This is a genomic window from Acinetobacter seifertii (assembly GCF_000368065.1).
Taxonomy (GTDB): Bacteria; Pseudomonadota; Gammaproteobacteria; order Pseudomonadales; family Moraxellaceae; genus Acinetobacter; species Acinetobacter seifertii.
The window spans coordinates 83,360-102,556 of the sequence record NZ_KB851200.1 but is presented as its reverse complement, the minus strand read 5'-3'; the positions used below and the strand labels follow the sequence as shown (position 1 = coordinate 102,556).

General features: G+C 37.7%; 16 protein-coding genes, 3 pseudogenes and 1 other annotated feature. Of the genes and pseudogenes, 5 read left to right on the top strand and 14 right to left on the bottom strand.

From position 1 onward, the window contains the following. Positions 1-6: 6 nt before the first annotated feature. From F985_RS07805 to F985_RS07780, 6 genes are all read right to left on the bottom strand, one after another. A complete protein-coding gene (locus F985_RS07805) occupies positions 7-1,497 on the bottom strand; it encodes an efflux RND transporter periplasmic adaptor subunit (protein ID WP_004699726.1) in 1,491 nt (496 codons plus the stop codon). Further along, a complete protein-coding gene (locus F985_RS07800; RefSeq protein ID WP_004699724.1) occupies positions 1,497-2,801 on the bottom strand; it encodes a TolC family protein in 1,305 nt (434 codons plus the stop codon). Before F985_RS07800 ends, F985_RS07805 begins: the two co-directional genes overlap by 1 nt. Before the next feature lie 80 nt (positions 2,802-2,881). Next, positions 2,882-3,286: a hypothetical protein gene (locus F985_RS07795; protein WP_004699723.1), complete on the bottom strand. Its 405-nt coding sequence runs from the start codon at positions 3,284-3,286 to the stop codon at positions 2,882-2,884. Between the two features lie 125 nt (positions 3,287-3,411). Next, positions 3,412-5,241: a ferrous iron transporter B gene (gene feoB / locus F985_RS07790; protein ID WP_004699721.1), complete on the bottom strand. Its 1,830-nt coding sequence runs from the start codon at positions 5,239-5,241 to the stop codon at positions 3,412-3,414. Continuing rightward, positions 5,231-5,488: a FeoA family protein gene (locus tag F985_RS07785; protein WP_004699719.1), complete on the bottom strand. Its 258-nt coding sequence runs from the start codon at positions 5,486-5,488 to the stop codon at positions 5,231-5,233. The genes feoB and F985_RS07785 overlap by 11 nt, the downstream gene beginning before the upstream one ends. A 10-nt stretch (positions 5,489-5,498) precedes the next feature. Beyond that, a complete protein-coding gene (locus tag F985_RS07780; RefSeq protein ID WP_004699717.1) occupies positions 5,499-6,779 on the bottom strand; it encodes a cation efflux transmembrane domain-containing protein in 1,281 nt (426 codons plus the stop codon). Positions 6,780-6,863: 84 nt separating this feature from the next. Here F985_RS07780 and cadR point away from each other — a divergent pair, with 84 nt between their 5' ends. Then, a complete protein-coding gene (gene cadR / locus F985_RS07775) occupies positions 6,864-7,268 on the top strand; it encodes a Cd(II)/Pb(II)-responsive transcriptional regulator (RefSeq protein ID WP_004699715.1) in 405 nt (134 codons plus the stop codon). Positions 7,269-7,317: 49 nt separating this feature from the next. Here cadR and F985_RS07770 read toward each other — a convergent pair. From F985_RS07770 to F985_RS07755, 4 genes and pseudogenes are all read right to left on the bottom strand, one after another. Further along, positions 7,318-7,566 (bottom strand): annotated as a pseudogene (locus tag F985_RS07770) (copper resistance protein B); the annotation flags it as partial. 4 nt (positions 7,567-7,570) lie between these two features. Continuing rightward, positions 7,571-8,596: an IS30-like element ISAba125 family transposase gene (locus tag F985_RS07765; RefSeq protein ID WP_001988464.1), complete on the bottom strand. Its 1,026-nt coding sequence runs from the start codon at positions 8,594-8,596 to the stop codon at positions 7,571-7,573. Positions 8,597-8,650: 54 nt separating this feature from the next. After that, positions 8,651-9,292, bottom strand: a pseudogene (locus F985_RS07760) (copper resistance protein B); the annotation flags it as partial. Then, positions 9,279-11,042: pseudogene (locus F985_RS07755) on the bottom strand (copper resistance system multicopper oxidase); the annotation flags it as partial. The pseudogenes F985_RS07755 and F985_RS07760, both read right to left, overlap by 14 nt. 674 nt (positions 11,043-11,716) lie before the next feature. Between F985_RS07755 and F985_RS07750 the strand changes: the two are divergent. Continuing rightward, positions 11,717-12,823, top strand: a complete 1,107-nt coding sequence (locus F985_RS07750; RefSeq protein WP_228128579.1) for a hypothetical protein — start codon at positions 11,717-11,719, stop codon at positions 12,821-12,823. 113 nt (positions 12,824-12,936) lie between these two features. Further along, the gene (locus F985_RS07745; RefSeq protein WP_004699703.1) at positions 12,937-13,446 is read left to right on the top strand and encodes a hypothetical protein; all 510 of its coding nucleotides are present in this window, start codon (positions 12,937-12,939) and stop codon (positions 13,444-13,446) included. Positions 13,447-13,517: 71 nt separating this feature from the next. Here the strand turns inward: F985_RS07745 and F985_RS07740 are convergent, their stop codons facing one another. The 3 genes from F985_RS07740 to F985_RS07730 all read right to left on the bottom strand — a co-directional run bounded on the left by F985_RS07740 (position 13,518) and on the right by F985_RS07730 (position 16,173). Further along, the gene (locus F985_RS07740; RefSeq protein WP_004699700.1) at positions 13,518-14,447 is read right to left on the bottom strand and encodes a hypothetical protein; all 930 of its coding nucleotides are present in this window, start codon (positions 14,445-14,447) and stop codon (positions 13,518-13,520) included. A 1-nt stretch (position 14,448) separates the two neighbouring features. Continuing rightward, positions 14,449-15,783 carry a YagK/YfjJ domain-containing protein gene (locus tag F985_RS07735; RefSeq protein ID WP_004699698.1) on the bottom strand — a complete coding sequence of 445 codons (1,335 nt, stop codon included), beginning with the start codon at positions 15,781-15,783 and terminating at the stop codon, positions 14,449-14,451. Positions 15,784-15,999: 216 nt separating this feature from the next. Next, positions 16,000-16,173, bottom strand: a complete 174-nt coding sequence (locus F985_RS07730; protein ID WP_228127864.1) for a helix-turn-helix transcriptional regulator — start codon at positions 16,171-16,173, stop codon at positions 16,000-16,002. Positions 16,174-16,322: 149 nt separating this feature from the next. Between F985_RS07730 and F985_RS07725 the strand changes: the two genes are divergently transcribed. Next, positions 16,323-17,492 carry a hypothetical protein gene (locus F985_RS07725; RefSeq protein WP_004699693.1) on the top strand — a complete coding sequence of 390 codons (1,170 nt, stop codon included), beginning with the start codon at positions 16,323-16,325 and terminating at the stop codon, positions 17,490-17,492. Between the two features lies 1 nt (position 17,493). Here F985_RS07725 and F985_RS07720 read toward each other — a convergent pair. Beyond that, a protein-coding gene (locus tag F985_RS07720) for an IS3 family transposase (protein ID WP_085945696.1) occupies positions 17,494-18,713 on the bottom strand; the annotation gives its coding sequence in 2 pieces (ribosomal slippage) (positions 17,494-18,437 and positions 18,437-18,713; 1,221 coding nt in all). Continuing rightward, positions 18,322-18,438: a sequence feature (AL1L pseudoknot), on the bottom strand. Its footprint overlaps the gene before it by 117 nt. A 49-nt stretch (positions 18,714-18,762) precedes the next feature. On the opposite strand from F985_RS07720, the gene F985_RS07710 reads away from it, so the two are divergent. Then, positions 18,763-18,984, top strand: coding sequence for a hypothetical protein (locus tag F985_RS07710; RefSeq protein ID WP_004699691.1), 222 nt, complete (start codon positions 18,763-18,765; stop codon positions 18,982-18,984). Positions 18,985-19,197 lie beyond the last annotated feature (213 nt).

The following is a 19,197-nucleotide window of genomic DNA, read 5'->3' as shown; positions in this document are numbered from 1 at the left end:
TCCCGTTTAGTTCTGCATAGATGTCATAGACATCTTGGAAATGTCAGAAATAACATAAGCATCCCCAACACGTGTAAAACGAAAACTGACCTGCTCGCCTTGCTGAATTTGGGTAAATGGTTGTACTGGTTGTTTAAAGCTCATGGTCATAGCCCCCCACCCCAATTCAGCAATTGCATGATGTGAAATGGTAATGTCTTGAGCTGTAACTTTTTCCACTTTACCAATGCCTTGGTATATTGATGCCTTAGTCACTTGAGATGATGTAATCGATTGTCCAGTGTTCAGCTTATCCAGTACACCCTGTAAATTGGCCTCAGAATCAATTAGGAATTGTCCCGAAATCACGATTTTCTGACCAGCGTTCAAACCCTGTAGAATTGCTATTTTATTTCCGTCACTCTGTCCTAACTGTACAACAACAGGTTCGAAACGCCCTTTTTCATGTGCGACAATAATAATATTACGAGTACCTGTACGTATAACAGCTTGCTCTGGCACAACTAAACTGCTTTGAGGATTGTTGGAAAATTTGACAGAAGCAAACATTCCGGGCTTGAGTTGCCCCTCTCTATTGGGTAACTCAATACGAACTTTTATGGTTCTGCTTGTAGTATCTAATGTCGGTAAAATATCAATGACTTTGCCAGACACTTTTTGAGGGTACGCAGCAAAAGTTGCTTCGATTTTATCTCCTCGCTTTATCCCAGCAATTTGCGTTTCAGGCACTGCTGCTTCTAACCAAATTGGATTCACGCCTTTAATGGTGGCAAGTGTTTGCCCCATAGCTAAAGCCATTCCACTACGAACTTCTAGTGAGTCAATGAATCCACTCAAAGGAGCACTCAAAGTCATATTAGACTGTACTTGATGTGTCCGTTCGACTTGATGGATCACATTTGGTGGGATTCCCAGAAGCTGTAGGCGTTGTCGACTTGCTTGAATAAGAGAACGGTCTCCTATTTTAAGTACTGCCAAAAACTCAGTCTGTTCCCCAGTCCACTCAGGGATTGAAATATCAGCAATCGGACTCCCTTGAGTCACTATATCCCCGACTGCATGGCCATAAACACGCTGAACAAAACCACTTGCTCGTGTTTGCAGAATTGCTACCTGTCGTTCATTCGCTTGTAATATGCCATTGGTTAACAAGGTATTGCCCATTACAGCCTGTTCGACTGTGGCATAACGAATGGCTAGATTTTGTTGAAGAGCTGGATCAATCTTTACTCCTGCACTTTCAGTTATTCCAGAAGTACTTTCATCCGCATACTTAGGGACTAACTGCATATCCATAAAAGGGGATTTCCCTGGCTTATCAAAATGCTGTTCTGGTTTCATTGGATCGTACCAGTACAACACTTTAGCAGTTGCCTGATCACTTACAGTTTGCTTTTCATCATTTTGATGCGCATACCAATATCCAATCCCACTACCGACTCCCAAGCTGCCCACAATCAAGCCAGCAATTACAAATGCCAATTTATTTTTTAACATTATCTTGACTCCTCAGCATGGTTTAAGGTGGGTTCTACAAAAGAAAAATAGAGCTGGGCTTTGATAATTGCTTGCTGTTGTTGTAAATCGATGAGACGTAATCGCTGATTTAGTAATGCTTGTCGTGTCTCAATGACATCTGACAAATTGGCTTTACCAGCCTGATAACTTGCTAACTGTAAAGTTACTTTTTCTTTAGCCAAAGGAAGTGTACTTTGAACGGTACGTTGGATTTGTCTTTCAAGAGCTTTTAAATCCGATAGCCCCTCATCTAACATGGTGAGATGGTCGCGGTATTTTATCTCCTGATCTGCTGTAATCCGATTTTGTTCAGCTAATGCTGCCTGAATGAGCGGACCACTACGTTTTTTTGAAAATATTGGTAGTTCTGTTGTCAGTTGTACACCAATCATATCTCCAAATTCAGGAGCACGATGCTGATAGGCAAGCTCAATACCCCAATCTGGTTTTTGAAGGGCTTGGGCTTGCTTAAGCTTTGCTTCAACAGTTTGCTTTTCTGCTTGGAATGCTTTTAGTTCAGGGTGTTGATGCAGATGATGATATAAACGTGATGTATCAAAATTAATTATAGGTTCTTGGGTAGGCAAACTTTCTATTTCAGTTGTACCACTAGAATCCTCACTGATTAATCGGTGTAATTCTAGTTTTGCCTTATTTATATCTCGAAGCAAATCATCTTTTTGATCAAGCAAAATAGTTTTGTCCAGCCTAGGGGAAATTGTATTAGCAACCATGGTTCGACCAGACGCAACCTGTGTTTGTGTAATCTGGGATAGCAATCCATTTTCTGAAAGAAGGTCATCATATAACGCCAGTTTACGCTCAAGATAAAAACGTTTAAGCCATGCCGATGCTACTTTTTGACGTAACTCAATTCGCAGAATTTCTGTTTGAGCATTTGCTGAACCCAATTCAGCTTTTGCTAATTCAACTTCAGCTAATCTTTTGGCACGATTTGGAAAATCTTGCATGATGCCAATCTTTTGCATCGTCATCCCCTCTTGTGTGACAGACCATGCAGCATCACCTGATACAGGGTAATTATCGAGACCCACAAATAGTTTAGGATTGGGCAAAATACCTGAAGCTGAAACTATATTCTCAGCACCTTCAATCTGAGCACTATTAGCTCTTAGAGCAGGCGCATATCGCTCAGCAAGCTTCAATGCTGTATCCAAAGTCAGTGGCTGGGCATAAGCATGTCCATAACTCAAGAAAAAACAGATCGTCGCAATCGAGCATCCACCCCATTTTAGGGACAGCTTTCCTTTATTAAAGTTCATATTTTTAGCTCTAAAATGATGTACACGCGCACGTGCAGAACACCCATAGAAAACTCTATGAATGATGAAGAATCATCAAATTAGTTAAAGCGTGGGGGTTTCCATAAATTGGAAAGATCAGATGAGATGAAATTTTGATTTAATGGAGAAAAAGTAGACTGTTCCGCAGGTAAAAAAATCATCGACTGCAAAACATCCAGCGCTGTAGATGTATATGCAATTTTAGAAAATGACATAATACAATCTTGCTTAGACATACATGATGGATCATGTAATTGCTTCTTAATCTTTACCTCAGCTTTCATACAATCCATGTGCATAGCACTTGCTTTTTCATGATCTTCAGAATTCATCATTTGCATGGATTGTGTATCTTGAGATGACATTAAACATGGGCTATGTACAGATGCAGCAGCTGCTGCCGATCCTACAATTAGGATAGCAAAAGATAAAAACAGCGATAAGCATGTCCTTAACAAGTGCATAACATCAAGACCAAAATTTAACCTTTTTAGTTTTACAGATTATCCTGTAAATAACAATCCTATAATTAATTAAACTAATTCATTAAACAGCGGTTGTTGGTTTATATCAACAACCGCCTTCTAAATTAAAACCGACTTATAACTTGATAAGTTATAAAGGAAAATAAATAAGCCAATGAAAAGAGATATACAGCCATTACGACTGGTTGTTTCCAACTCCCTGTTTCTCTTCGAATGGTCGCTAGTGTTGCTAAACAATGCGGGGCAAAGATAAACCAAACTAACAATGACATACCTGTCGCTAGCCCCCATCCATCCGGACCAGATATTTGAGATAATAAAGTCTGGGTAACTGCATCTTCATCACCAGACATTGCATAGATCACCCCTAACGCAGCAATAATCACTTCACGAGCTGCCATTGCAGGAATCAAAGCAATACAAATTTCCCAAGTAAATCCAATCGGAGCAAATATTGGATGGATTAGATGCCCTAACTGTCCAGCAATACTATAATTGATTGGTGGCATTGTTGGATTATCAGGTGGTAAAGGGAACGTTACCAAGAACCATAATAAAATAGAAAGTGCGACAATAATTCCACCAACTCTTTTTAAGAATATAGTTGCTCTATCATAAAGCCCCAAAGCTACATTTCGAACATCTGGAATACGGTATGTAGGTAATTCAAAAATGAAAATACTTTCAGTTTTATCTTTTCTGACTAATTTCAGGAATAAAGAAACCAATAAAGCGGATACGATTCCTGACATGTAAAGCCCGAACAGAACTAGACCTTGTAAACTGAGCCAACCATAAACCAACTTGTTTGGAATGAATGCAGCGATCAGCAAAGCATATACAGGTAGTCGTGCAGAACACGTCATTAAAGGTGCAATCATAATCGTTGCTAAACGATCTCTTTCAGAGCTAATACTTCTAGTCGCCATGACTCCGGGAATTGCACAAGCAAAGCTCGAAAGTAGTGGAATAAATGAACGCCCACTTAAACCAGCTTTAGACATCAGCTTATCTAACAAAAAAGCAGCTCTAGGTAAGTATCCCGATTCTTCTAAAATTAAAATAAAGAAAAATAAGATCAGAATTTGAGGCATGTACGCGAGTACACTACCAGCACCTGCAATTACACCATCAACGACCAAACTTCTTAAAAGTGGATGAGTAATCAGAGGTCCTATCGCCCCACCAAACCATGAAATCGAATCCTCAACAAAGGAAATTAACGGTTGAGCCCAAATAAAGACAGCCTGAAACATTACAAACATGGTAAAGGTCAATATTAATAATCCAAAAACTGGATGTAAGAATATTTTGTCCAAGAAAGCCGTTCGTTTATCACCATTATCATTTTTCAAGATGACTTGTTTTGTAATATATTTGATTTGGTCAAAGTGACTCAGATCAGAATGATAAGGGGCAACAAACAAATTCTTTTGATCCAATTGGGTCAATAGCCCCTGAATGCCTTTTGTTTTTACAGCTACTGACTCAACAACAGGAATACCTAAAAGCTGAGATAGCTTCGTTGTATCAATTGAAATCCCACGCTTTCTAACCTCATCCATCATGTTAAGAACAAGTAACATTGGTCTGTTTAAAGCCCTGACTTCAAGTACAAGACTTAAATGAAGATGAAGATTCGTAGCATCGACAACACATACAAAAATATCAGGTATAACTTCGCCTTTTAATTCACCAAAGCATACTGCTCTAGTTACCTCCTCATCTAAACTGCTCGGTTTTAAACTATAAGTCCCAGGCAAATCCAATACTCGAACGGTATCACCAGATGGCAGTTTAAAAAATCCCTCTTTCCGTTCTACCGTTACCCCAGCATAATTTGCAACTTTTTGACGAGTCCCTGTGAGGGTGTTAAAAAGTGATGTTTTACCGCAATTAGGATTACCAACAAGTGCAATATTTTTAGTGTCCATTGGTAATCTCTACAAAAATTCGTTCTGCTTCATTTTTTCTTAAGGCGAAACGTGAGGTTTCGATTTGAACCAACACAGGATCACCACCAAAAAGCCCTTTCGCAAGCACTTGTAAGGATTCACCTACTCTAAAGCCCAGCAGTTCTAAACGCTCCAGAACAGGATCATTTTTATCTTGATACTGTTCACCCTTTTTAAGATCAATGATTTTTACAGTCTGGTCTTGCTTTACTTGAAATAAATTCATTGTCAGCACCCTACTTCAACGCCAAAATTTTTCGAGCGCCATTCAGTACAAACAGTGAAACAAGAATACCAATAATCAAATCTGGGTAAGCTGAACCAGTCCATGCAACAAGTACACCTGCTAAAATAACCCCCATATTTACTATTACGTCATTAGCTGAAAAGATCCAACTCGCTTTCATATGGGCTCCGCCATCTCTATGCCCAGAAATGAGATACAAGCACGTCACATTGGCAATAAGTGCTAAGAAGCCAATAATGATCATCAAATCTGACTCTGGTTCACTACCGAACATGAAACGTCTGACAACATCAATAATAACGATCAAAGCTAATAAAAGTTGAATCCATCCTGCAAAATGAGCTGCTTTTAATTGGTATTTAGCCGCTTTCCCTACCGCGTAAAGTGCTATACCGTAAACGGCCGCATCAGCAAACATATCAAGAGAGTCCGCAATGAGCCCCGTCGATGCGGCAATAATTCCACTTATGAACTCAATAAAAAAAAGAACACCATTAATCGCTAGTAATAATTTAAGGACTTTCGCCTGCTTAGTCGGATCTGGTGTTTCAGGCAATTCCCCAGTGGCTTTTACTGTTTCCACGAGCTTTGCACCAAAACCTAGGGCTTCAAGTTTTGTGGTAATTTCATTAATCCCATTGGTATGGAAAACAACTAACTGTCTTTGCGCCAAATCAAAAGATAAACCTTTAACTTCATGCAAGGGAGAAAGTGCCATTCTTACCATTTGCTCTTCTGCCGAACAATCCATCTTCGGAATCAGAAAAGTACTAGCTTCTTGTGCTTGTTCTTTATTTTCATAAGCTTCAGTTTTATTTAATTTTGCCCCAAATCCAAGAGCTTCAAGTTTTGCAGTGATTTCATTACTTTCACCATTATGCAGAACTTTTAGGTTTCGGTTCGGCAAATCAAAAACCAAGCTCTTAACATCTACCAATGAAGATAAAGTCATCCGAACCATTTGTTCCTCTGCGGAACAATCCATTTTCGGGATGCTATAGTCACTGATGAAAGTCGCTGTATCTTCACTCCCCCTAATCTTTTCAGGTGAAGTTATCGAATCCGAACCACAGCATGAATTCGACTGCTTACTACCGCATGAATCTTTTTCATCAGGGTTAGGTTCTTGCTGTACCTCATTATCGCAACAAGAACTTTCACTTTCTTCTGTAGCTAAATCTTTAATTTTACAAGAATCTGTTTTTGATTCATTTTGTTTTTGCTTAGTGTCTTCACAAGAACTTTCTTGATTACAACCGCAACCACTCATTGATGTGCCTATAGTCATATCTTCACGTATTGCATATTAAAATCCCTATAGCTACTATAGAGTCAATAGATCAGGTGACTTGAAATGAACTTAAAAATTGGTGAATTATCTCAGCTATCCGGTTGCCCTGTTGTTACAATACGGTTTTATGAAAAAGAAGCTTTATTACTAGCCCCTAATCGTTCGGAAGCTAATTATCGACTTTATAACAAAGACCACTTAGAGCGACTTCTATTTATTCTTAATTGCCGAACTTTGAATATGAGCTTGGACGAAATAAAAATTTTATTAGCATACAAAGACAAACCTTGTGGAAACTGTAGTTCTATTAACATCTTAGTTGATAAACATATTCATCAATTAGAGCAGAATATCCAAAAACAGATTCAGCTTAAGCAACAACTTTCTGATTTAAGAAGCAAATGCTCTGGTTTTTTGGAAATTAACTCTTGTAAAGTACTTGAAGGGTTATCCGTAAGTTTAAAATAATTAAGAATGAATAATGGAATATCACCATTATTCATTCTTAATAAAATATTTAGAAAACTAATTCAATACCTGCCCCGTATAACCACCCCTTTTCAGAATTTGTAGCTTCTTGAAAAGTTGTTAATTTCTGTCCTTTTTCATATTGATAAGCGACATCAACAAATGGTCTTATACGCTTATTAATCTCGTAACGAGTTTTTAGACCTGTCTTTAACTCAGACAAACCTGACTTTGTAGCAAAATCAGAATTATCATTAAACACAATATCTGCTGCAATATATGGCTGAGTAATTAGGGCGAATTCAAACATGAGGTGCGACAGTTTCAAAAGCCATATGATAATCAACAAGCTGAGCAAATTTCTCTAATGGTGTAAGCCAATCTAACGCCTTTCTAGGACGAGTATTCAGTGACATGGCAACTTGATTTAAATAATGCTGATCTGCCTGATTTAAATCAATCCCTTTAGGTAAATATTGCCTAATTAAACCATTCATATTTTCGCATGTGCCTTTTTGCCAGGGTGAATGTGGGTCACAGAAATATACATCTATGCCTAAATCTTCTTCGAGTATTTTATGTTCTGACATCTCACGTCCACGGTCATAGGTCAACGTTTTACGCAGTTCTGCAGGTAAATATTTCAGAGCTTCAGTTAAAGCCTTGCGCACTGATTCTGCCTTTGCATCAGGTAATGTTGCCAAGATACAGAGCCGTGTATTTCGTTCAATAAGTGTTGCTATCGAACTTTTATTGTCTTTACCTTTAATTAAATCAGCTTCCCAATGACCCGGTATTTTTCTTTCTTGAACTTCGGCTGGGCGCTCATGAATAGTTTTAATATCCTGTAATATAGAATCTTTTTTAGGTTCACCGTTAGCTTTTCGCTTTTTATTTTCATGACGTAGACAGGATAATAAGTCTTTTTTCAACTCACCCTTGGGTAATGCTCGTATCGTTGAATAAATCGTTGTATGGCTTACATTCATTGTTTGATCCAAATCAGGAAATGTCTTTAAACGCTTTGCTATTTGCTGAGGAGACCATAAACAACGGATCGCTTCAACAATAAATTTCCAGAGGATTGAATCGATTTTGAGTTTTCTGTGACCACGTCTACGTCTAGCAAAAGTGTTATCAGAAGCATATTGAGCTTGATAAACGTCATTGATGCTATTTCTTTTAAGCTCACGATAGATCGTACTAGGATGTCTTTTAATAAGTTCAGCAAATTTTCTGGCTGAAAAGCCTTCTTTTCTTGACTCAAGCATTAATGCAGTACGATCTTCAAAGTTAAGATGATGGTATGACAATTTTATATACTCCATAAACCCTTTAAATTAATTAGGTGGTTTATGTCGCACTTCAAGTTTTACTCTGCCTAGCTTTTGAGTGAGTAATAGATCTCGATCAAACTCAAAACTGGCTCCCCAAAAATTATTTTCACCACCATAAAGGTAGGCTTTTGTCTCAAAGAAATAAGGTGCAAGGCCTAATAATCCAATAACGCCATCAATGCGATTACTATTACGGTTATTTTTGTCCTCACTATACCTTACCCCAGCTTGTACATCCCAAAATGGTGCAACATTTCTACTGTAAAGAGCTGATACATCATATTTGGGATCATTACTCTCCGCTTTATTCATATTAGCTTCAACAAACATTCGATTTTCATCTGTTCCAATCAATGCCTCGAAACTCGAACCTAAGCTGCCCTTTCCATCTTTATCAACTATCCACTCATTGGAAAATTTAGTTGTCTGATAAATTTGCCCACCATGCTCGTTCATATGATTTTGGCTAAAAGCTAAAGTTTCAGACCCTTTGCTGTTTGAAGACTTTTGATCAGTATTACGTTCAACATAGCCTAATCCGCCTGATTCGCGTAAAAGCACACTCATACTTGACGTACTCTTATTTAGATTTTCAGTCGAATTATCATTCGCAAATGCCATACCCGCTAAGCCAATTAAAGCAACAGATAAAATTGTTTTTGAATATAACTGTTTAGTGATGTGCATGTTGATTCACTCCCTCATGGCTAGTTTGAGGTTGGGCAACGATACTTTTCGTATCATCATCATTGCTATCTACATTTGCCACAATGAGTTTGTTCATCATTCCAGCTGCCATGTGATATAACAAATGGCAGTGGATAGCCCATTCACCCAATTCATCAGCAGTAAGTAAAGTTGTAACTGTTTTCCCCGGTGGCACAATGATCGTGTGTTTATTTGGCATATTACTTGGATCTTGACCATTTTCAAGCTGCATAAACATACCGTGCAAGTGCATTGGGTGAGCCATCATACTGTCATTCACAAATTTCAAGCGTATACGTTCCCCGTATTTCACTTTGAATGGTTCTGTTTCATTAAACTTCTTACCATTAATTGTCCAAATATAGCGCTCCATGTTCCCACCAAGACGGATTTCCATTTCACGTTCAGGGGCACGAGTATCTGGTTGAGGCTTTAAAGATTGTAAGTCACTATATTGAAGTGCTTTTTGACCAACAGGTGTTGAAGCATTTGCCCAGCCATATACAACATCACCATTCTTTTCTTGTGTAGGTGCATTAGATGTAGTCATTTGCATGCCATGGTTCATACCTGACATAGATTGATCTTTTGAGCTGTCTGTCATAGACGACATATCGTGATCCATGCCTTTCATTGAAGACATGTCATGGTTCATTCCAGACATTGACTGATCTTTTGAGCTGTCTGTCATAGGCGACATATCATGATCCATGCCTTTCATTGAAGACATGTCGTGATTCATGCCCGCCATAGAAGACATATCATGCCCCATCCCCATATCTTCCATAGTTAATAAAGAACGAGGACGTGACTTCGGCATTTTGATTTGATTTATTGGAGGAGTATTCTCATCATGTAAGGAACCAACTGAAAAACCACTCCTATCAATTGATTCTGCTTCAATTTGATAATTTGATTGTTTGGGTTCTACAATAACATCATACGTTTCAGCCGTCCCTATTCTGAATTCATCAACCGGAACAGGTTTCACTGGTTGCCCATCTGCACTGACTACCGTCATTTTCAAGTTAGGGATTCTGACGTCAAAGAATGACATTGCTGAGGCATTAATAAACCGAAGACGTACTTTTTCACCCGTCTTAAAATTACCAGTCCAATTTTGTTCTGGAGTCTTACCATTCATCAAAAAAGTATATTTTGTCACATCAGACATATCTGTCTTGAGCATTCGCATCTGGTTCCACATCGAACGGTCTTGCCATGTTGCTTTTAAACCATCTTTTTTAATTTGTTTAAAAACATCAAAAACAGTTTCACGACGGTTCTGATAATAGTCAGCTTCTTTCTTTAGATTATTCATGATTTTATCACTAGTTGAATCATGAAAATCTGAAAGTAATACGACATAATCCTTATCTGTTTTCTCAGCTACAGTTAAAGGTGTCCTATTTTTGGGGTAAATGACTAACGGACCATACAAGCCCTCTTGTTCTTGACCTTTACTATGCGAATGATACCAATAGGTACCATTTTGGCGTACCTTAAACTTATATTCGTAGGTCTTATTAGGGGCAATACCGTCAAACTGATTAAATCCGGGTACGCCATCCATGATGCCCGGTAGAATTAACCCGTGCCAATGAATAGAAGAATCTTGTTTTTTTAGCTTGTTATGGACACGAATAATAGCATCATCACCTTCCTCAAACTCAAGAAGAGGTGCAACAAATTTCCCATTAACCGTAATTCGTTTTAAAGGCTTACCTGTGGAATGCGTTTTTTTTCATCAGTTTTAGGCAATTTTTGAATGATGATTAAACAGATCAATTGACCTGTTTTTTAGCAGCGATTATGATGCAAGGGCTGACCTACATTGTCAGTCGGTTTTGACAGACCGCTCATCTAGCGCATCGGAGTTTATTCATCTGAGTATTCTTTGTATGTGTAAAAACCTTCTCGTCCCCCTTTGCGGTAGAACGGGAGGGGGACGCGTTCGCGCGTGCTGGTTCTAGATGTCCAGTCTGTCAACCCCTTTTCGTTCTGCCACCATAATCAATTGACAGTGATTCGGTAGAACTTCTAATTCATCTAGGAGTCAACCATGACGCAATTTACTGTGCTTTATTATTCCCCTGCACTTTCTCTGCCTCTCAGGCATTTTATTCCAATTCATTTATCACACGCTTTCACTGTGTCCTGATTGACTCAAGGCATCAATTAACTGCTGCATCCATTTTGGTCAGTGGTGTTTTGTGCTGGATAAAAATCATGAAATTCATCGCACAGCTTATTTTGGTTGTCCTTATTGTGCTCAGTAACAGCATCGCTAGAGCCTATGACAGCCAAGCAAAATGTATTTGAAATTACAGGCAATTTCATAATTCATTTTTAAAAACTTAAAAAATATTGGATGGGGAAAATAATAGGATGAAATACATTTGAATTGCGCTGCTCACCAGCCTTGCGTTGGTCGGCTGCTCAAAACCACAACAAGATGATGTAGAGAATAAAGAACTATCTCAAAAGATTGAAAACATGTCATTGAATGATGCTGTCCCTGCACAGGCTGTTTCTTCTCCTTTGATTATCGCTCGCAATAAAATTACACCTCCGCTAACAAAGACTGGAGAAGACTTTCAGGAACTCATCAAAGATGAGGGGTATTTTTCCTTTTATCCACCGTATAAAACCATCTATGGATTGCAGATGTTTGCTGAAAATGACGATGTTGCAGATTATTGTGCAAACTGCGTGTATTTCCAGTCCATTCTCAATGATTTAAGAAATGTGCTGGCTTTAAAAAACAATCAAGTTTTAGTGATCGGACATACTGATCAACAGTTTCCTGCATTCACTTTTGCTTTAGGTGATGACTATTCTTTGCGTGCAGCGCATGATACGGCAATCAATTATATAAGATCGACAATGCAGGTGACTCCACCACAAAAAGATCAATTTGAGAGTACAGAACAATATCAACAACGTATTCAGACACTTCAAAATGAGTTGGATACTAAAAATGCCCATCTAAATTATGACTTGAAGCTTTTAGAACTCAGTTTAAATGCTACGTCTGGTCAAAGTCTGTTTATGCCAAGCAGCTATACACCGAATGATCGACCAAATGGTCCGATTGATAATTTTGTTTATTACGATGCTGATTCGAAACAATTACATTTTGAGAATATGAATTTCGCATCTGATCTTATTGTGAATTTCACAGCCCCATCCACGCCAGAGTTAGCACAAAATATTATTACGGCTGGTGGACAGAAGTATGTCGGTTACATTTTTAACTTCAATAATCATAAATTGGAATTAGAGAGCTTAGTCATTTATCAGGCCAACAACACTCAAGCTGATTCTGCGAATGAACCGATTGCCATCCTTGAACCGAGCACCATGTCCTTTCAACGCAAACATTTCAACGGCATAGAAAATGCTCGATTAAAGCAATTTGATGTGACACTGAAAAAGCCAATTCCTTTTGATTTTAGCTTGGAAAACTACACGCCGATCGAAAAGGTATTTAAAAAGATCGATGAGTAATTCCCACTTTTATAAAAAGTAAAAAATTGATTGACCAAACAATTAAATACACAGAGTTGGGCTTTCACCCAACCCTGTAGATCACAATATTCGATTAAATATAGGCATGTGTAATGAATTTTATTCCATCGATTGTTTTATCCAGTGTGTTGCTACTGACTTTAACTGCGTGTAATTCAGGTAACGATGCACCAAAACCAAAGGATACCCCAACTCAAACAAGTGAGCATAGCACTGCTGATGCGACTGAAACTCCGCCTCAATCTGAAGATGATTTTCCAGCCGTTGATAAATCCTTTCTGGAAGATGAGTCATATAATGCTGAGGAAGGGACTGAACCCACTGTACAAGAACAATTTGAAGTCCGTGTCCGTCGTGAAGAATCACAATACTCCATGACAGGCTATACCGATTTGTTAAACATCATGTCCTTGAACGATGCGCCAACCACCATCACAGGGGTTTTAATCAACCGTGGTAATTGCAGAAGCAAAGGCACTTACGATTACCAAAATATGCGCTATGGCTCAGTGGCAAAAGTCTACTTGGGCTGTTCCGCTGAATATGTCCGTGAAGTGACCATCACCACCAACAGTGGTTTGACCTATACCTATAATTTTTAGAGATTTAATCACAGCGATTTATACAAGCATAAAAAAGGCGTTCTAATCAGAGCGCCTTATATTTGAAAAGTTTACTTAGCAGGGATATTCCCTGTATAGCTTTGCCATAAATAGGAAATATGCTGACTCATATACCGATAAAGTTTGAGGGGGCCATTTAGAAACTCAAGCTGTTTACTCCAGTAGCTACGCATATCACTGTCCGCAAAGTAACAGTGTTTTTCCCAAACCAAATAAGGTGATCCTTGCACAAGCTCATGTCCCTTGTGTAAACAAGCCCCTCTCCATACCCGTAAGATAAAATCAGAATATTTACACTCATCACCAATCACATAAATGATGGCATGGACTGAATAAAATCCATTCAGTGATTTCACAATACGCCATTGCACATCATACAGCTTGCCAGCTAATTCTTCGGATTGATGTAATCTTTCCAGCCATTTACTAGCAAGTTTTGGTAATTTAACTTCGGCATCAAATTGTAAGGGAATAGTAAACATACAAGGTAAATCATAGATCATACAATTGATCTGCTTATGTTTGTCTAGACAACGTTTAAACAATGCCTTTTGGAATTTAATACTTTCATTAATTGGTTCAATAAATTTTGTATATTCCAGTGCAATCCGTCGTTTCAGAAACTTATGTTTAAATTGATCATGAATAAGCTCTGCATTCTCTACAAGGTAATTCATATTACCGTAATGAGAAAAGCCTACTGTATCAAAGATTGCAGCCCAATAAGGATTTAGTTGAAATCCATGTAATACCAAACGGTGATAATGCAGCCAAGGTAGAGAATTTAAAAATATACGATAATTCTTATCCAAACATTTGGGTGATCGTTTATCCATAACCGCTAGTTTCCCATTTTCAATTTGAGCTGCATTTTGAATACTCTGTCCTAAGAACAAATGAGTATTAACATCCAGCATGAATGGGATAATTGGTGTCTGCGGTATATAGTGTGCTTGAGGAGTCGCTGAATAATGAGTCATTTCATGCCTCCTTTTGACCAGTATTTTTAAGAGATTTACCCATTTTTATCGCAACATCCTTAGCAATATTTTTACCAAATACACGTATGAAGTAGGCTTTATCATTTCTAAGGTTTTGCTCATTCTCTTCATCCTGCTTAATCCTTTTATGCACAATGAATTGGTCTCTTTTGGTTATATAACGGATGGCTTTAATCAAATACTCGTATTTTTGTTTATCACTGCGATGTAAGGTGCCAATACCGACATCTTTGTATTTGCCATTGTGAGCATCAATATTGCAATTATAGTAAGTCCCCTCATCACCAATCACTCTTTTCCAGACCTCACCAATCTGTTGTGCTAACTTAATGTCCTGTGAGTGTTTACGACCATCGAGAAAGAAAAAACAGTGGTAGTGATAGCCCGTTTTTTCGGCAAATTCCAATTTCCATAGATAGCCCAATATACGTAAATTTGAAGTACGCTTTAAATAACGAAGGCATGTGATTAAATCTGCTTTGACTTGGGCAAGTTCAGGGTTTTGTGTTTTTCCATAACGAAAATCGACACGAGCAATGACAATTCTCGAATGTTTAGCCAGTATCGTATCTACACATTCTGTAGCGACCTTTTGCTGATATTGGGAACGTTCCCTTCGTTTTTTCTGTTGGTATTTGAATTCCTTTTCTTGAGTTAGCAAATACAAACGTTCAATGAATAGATTAATTAATTCTGCATAACAAATTGAAGTTATTGTTCCATCAGTATTTCTTAGCTGAATAATATCATTGGGGTAATGTAGATAAAAATCAGCATGAAAATAACCCTTTAGAATTTCGTTATACGCTTGCATAACAATCTTATGATGCTCACAATCATAATGCTCTAGAGGATCAAACCCTTGGATGAGTATTTGCTTTAATAATTCAATGAATTTTTTATCAATAGGCTCATACCATCCATGATACAGAGTGCCTTTGATCTTACGATAAGCCTGCACATAGTTGTGTTTTAAGATTTGTTTTACTAATTCAATTTCTGAGAATATTTTCTCAGCTTCAGGATTTGATCGAATTTCATATTGGTTATATTCAGTGTTGAAATCTAATAAGTAATCCAATGCCAATGAGCTTGAATGCTGATCGTCTGCTGCATTGAAGCATTCTTCATACATTGAATTGAGTAAAGACTGTTGCTCTTCCAATGGTGCTGTAATCTGAATGGGCTGATTAGATGAATCAGTATCAGTTATTTCAGTCTGCTGATTTAGAAAGTGTTCAGGTACTTGTGTTAAGTATTCATGTGCTAAAGCAGGTGTTTGATTATTACTCATAAGATAGGATGATTGATTCATAATAATGAACTTCTCTGTACGTAATTACACCTAACAATTTGTTAATTAAGTCAATTTATATAATAATTAATATTATTAGATATACTGATCATATAAGTAACACAAATGGTCAGGCGTAAAAATCACTGTAATCCCATGACCTCGAAATCAAGGAATTACAGTGTTATAAGGGTTAATAGGGTATGTGAGAGTTGTAAAGATATCTTGCTAATCTGGTTAGCTTTTTTTTGAATTGATCCAATCAATTATGTCCTGCTCTAACCAACCAACGGCTGATAGTCCCAATCTAATCGGACGAGGAAAAGACGAATCATATCTCTTGGATTTCGGGTTCATTTTGTCATACAGACTTGATTTACTTAAACAGACTAATTCTGTTACTCCTTTCATTCTAAGAATCTGATTTTTTTTGGTTTCTGAGGTTTGCATTGTTTACTCCGATTTAAACCTGATGTGGATGTCTTCGGATATAAATATGCTCTAGAATCCTCAGAAACATCAGCAAAACAAGATTCACAATTGTTAAGTAGCGTATTTAAATGAGTAATCCCGTCTTCGATCATGAAATTTACAGAATAGCTCACCCTGTAATGCAAAAATTAGTAAAGCAAGCTGTAAAAGCAAGAGAGTTTCAAGCAACTTTCCCAAATCTGTATAACGAGTTAATACGTATTAGGGATGTAATATTGAGGCAACTGGTCAACCTGCTAACTGAAAAATATAAAGAAAGAAAGTCACTACCTATTGAGCAAATCAAGATTGAAGTAGAGATAATTGTCTTTGGCAGACAGTTACTCAACCATGTAATGGGATATTGTCAAACAAGGCAATTAGTGGATGAAGATATATTTTTGTTAAACCATTTACTTCAACCAGATGAACTAACATCAATATTTGAAGAACTTTATTGCATATTTTGGGAAAACATCAAAAGTTATGAAGAATGGACACAATTCCCCAATTTTTCGACAAACCTCAAACGTATTTTGAACGAAAAGTATTTCTTACCTGACTTGTTACCATTCTGGGATATTAAATCTCTATTTTTGGATTATCTTAAAATTTATATTGAATATCATAATTTTAAGAATAGCAAAGATATAAAAGGCACAAATATAACTCAAGTCCCTTCATATCACGAAGTTAGGAATGCAATTAAAGGATTGAAAATTTATGGTACACCACTACAGAAGTCCACAAAATCATTTATTGGATGCTCTCCGTTAGATGCCAATTTGCCACCTTCAAAGTTCATAAATCTTCATCTAAATCTAGAAGAGGATGTTAGCAATCTGCCTGTGCTTTTAAGTAAATTTATACATGAATTTATGGCTACAAGATTAGATAATCAGAGAAATGGGACAGATGCCCAGCCTATTATTGACAATAAGGTTTCTGAAAAAATTCATAGCTTGAGCATCATTTTAGATGATTGTGCAAATTCACTTGAAGTACTCAAAAGAGCTGATGCAATTCTTACTGCGCTAATCAGCCTGATTTACTACGATAAAATTTTTGAAACAAAGATCAACAAGGGTAACATCCAGCAGTTTGAATCAGCGAATTATTCTAAATTTATGCTAAGTGAAATTCACGGCTCTGCAAACCAAACTATAATTGAGAATGCTATCAATCAAGATCGTCGCAACTCAATCAATCATACAGGCATGGTGAACCGTACCGGGTTTGTCGGAGACTTTTTTATTTAAGTTAGGCCACCTGACCTAACGGGTTAATCTTATCATAGTACATTGCTTCAAACTCAAAAGGCGATACATAACCCAGTGCACTGTGTACACGCTTTTTATTGAACCAATCTACCCAGTTTAGTGTCGCAAGTTGTACATCTGCTAAACCTTGCCAATCTGCTTTTAAATATTCAATCACCTCTGTTTTGTATAAGCCATTCACCGTTTCAGCCAAAGCATTATCGTATGAATCACCAGTTGTACCGACTGATGCTCGTAAATTTGCTGCTTCCAAACGATGGGTGTAACGAATAGAAAGGTATTGCACGCCTCTGTCGGAATGATGAATTACATTCTTTGGCATACCGCGAGCATGTAACGCTTGTTCCAGTGCATCAAGGACCATGTCTGTATTCATCCGTGTTGATACTTTCCAGCCAACAATTGCCCGTGAGAAAACATCAATCATAAAGGCGGTATACACCCAGCCTGAATGGGTTTGAATATATGTGAAGTCTGCGACCCACAGCTGATCTGGATGATCAGCACTAAAATTCCGTTTCACCAAGTCGGCTGCTCGTTTTTGATCATCTCTGCTACGTGTCGTTTGTTTGTTCTTACCACGCCAAACACCTTGTATTCCTAGCTGTTGCATCAATCGAGCAACTGTACAGCGCGCAACAATATAACCTTCCCGTTTCAGTTTTTGCCAGACTTTACGTACACCATACCGACCTGAACTTTCCTGCCAAATTCGTTTAATTTGTTCAGCATGATGCAGGTCATGTAGATCTCTTTTCGCTCGATGTTCTGGATTGTCCGCAAGATCTAAAGTTCGATAATAGGTTGAAGTTGCGATTGGTAGAATTCTACAAATCGCCTCAACACCGTATAGGTCTTTATGGTTATGAATGAAATCCACCATTATTTGTGTGGGCGGTCGAGCTCCGCCTGGGCGAAAAAAGCAGCTGCTTTACGTAGAATTTCATTGGCTCGCTGCAGTTCTTTATTTTCGCGTTCAAGTTGTTTAATGCGTTCTTGGTCTGAAAGCTGCTGTACTTTAATTGGATTCTGTTGATTCAAATGCTTCTGATGCCAGGAACGTAGTGTTTCAGGAGTACAGCCAATCTTGGGAGCAATTGCTGTGATTGCAGCCCAAGTAGAAGGATAATCTTTTTCGGATTCAATCAATAATTGAACCGCTCTATCTCTGATTTCAGGGGTGTATTTTACTTTTTTCATCGGGACATTCTCTCAAGAAAAGTGGTCTCCGACAAACCCGGTACGGTTCATGGATTATTTTTCCGATTTGTTCCAAACGCTTTATGAATTACTTGAAAATGATAAAGATATAAAAACCATAAAGCCTAAAAAAGCAACAATATTTATCACTTGTGGTATGAGGGACATACTTTATGAACATACATTTAGTAAAGCAAGTCTAAGTAAAGGTCTAAATGATATGGTGAAAAATTTATCACCAGAAAATTTATATGAGATCATCAATCTGTAAGGATGCAGACAACTTAACAGTCCGTATGATATACCAGTATCATCAAATTTATGGGTTTAACATCACTTACAAGCATCTAAAGAATATGGGTAGATTTATTTTTTTACAGTCTGCCCATAATTATGAATCGATAAAATCTCATAAACAGAATGTATAAGATCAAGAAAACTCATCCAAGATGAAAGTAAAGATAAGCAACAGTAAAAAACCAAA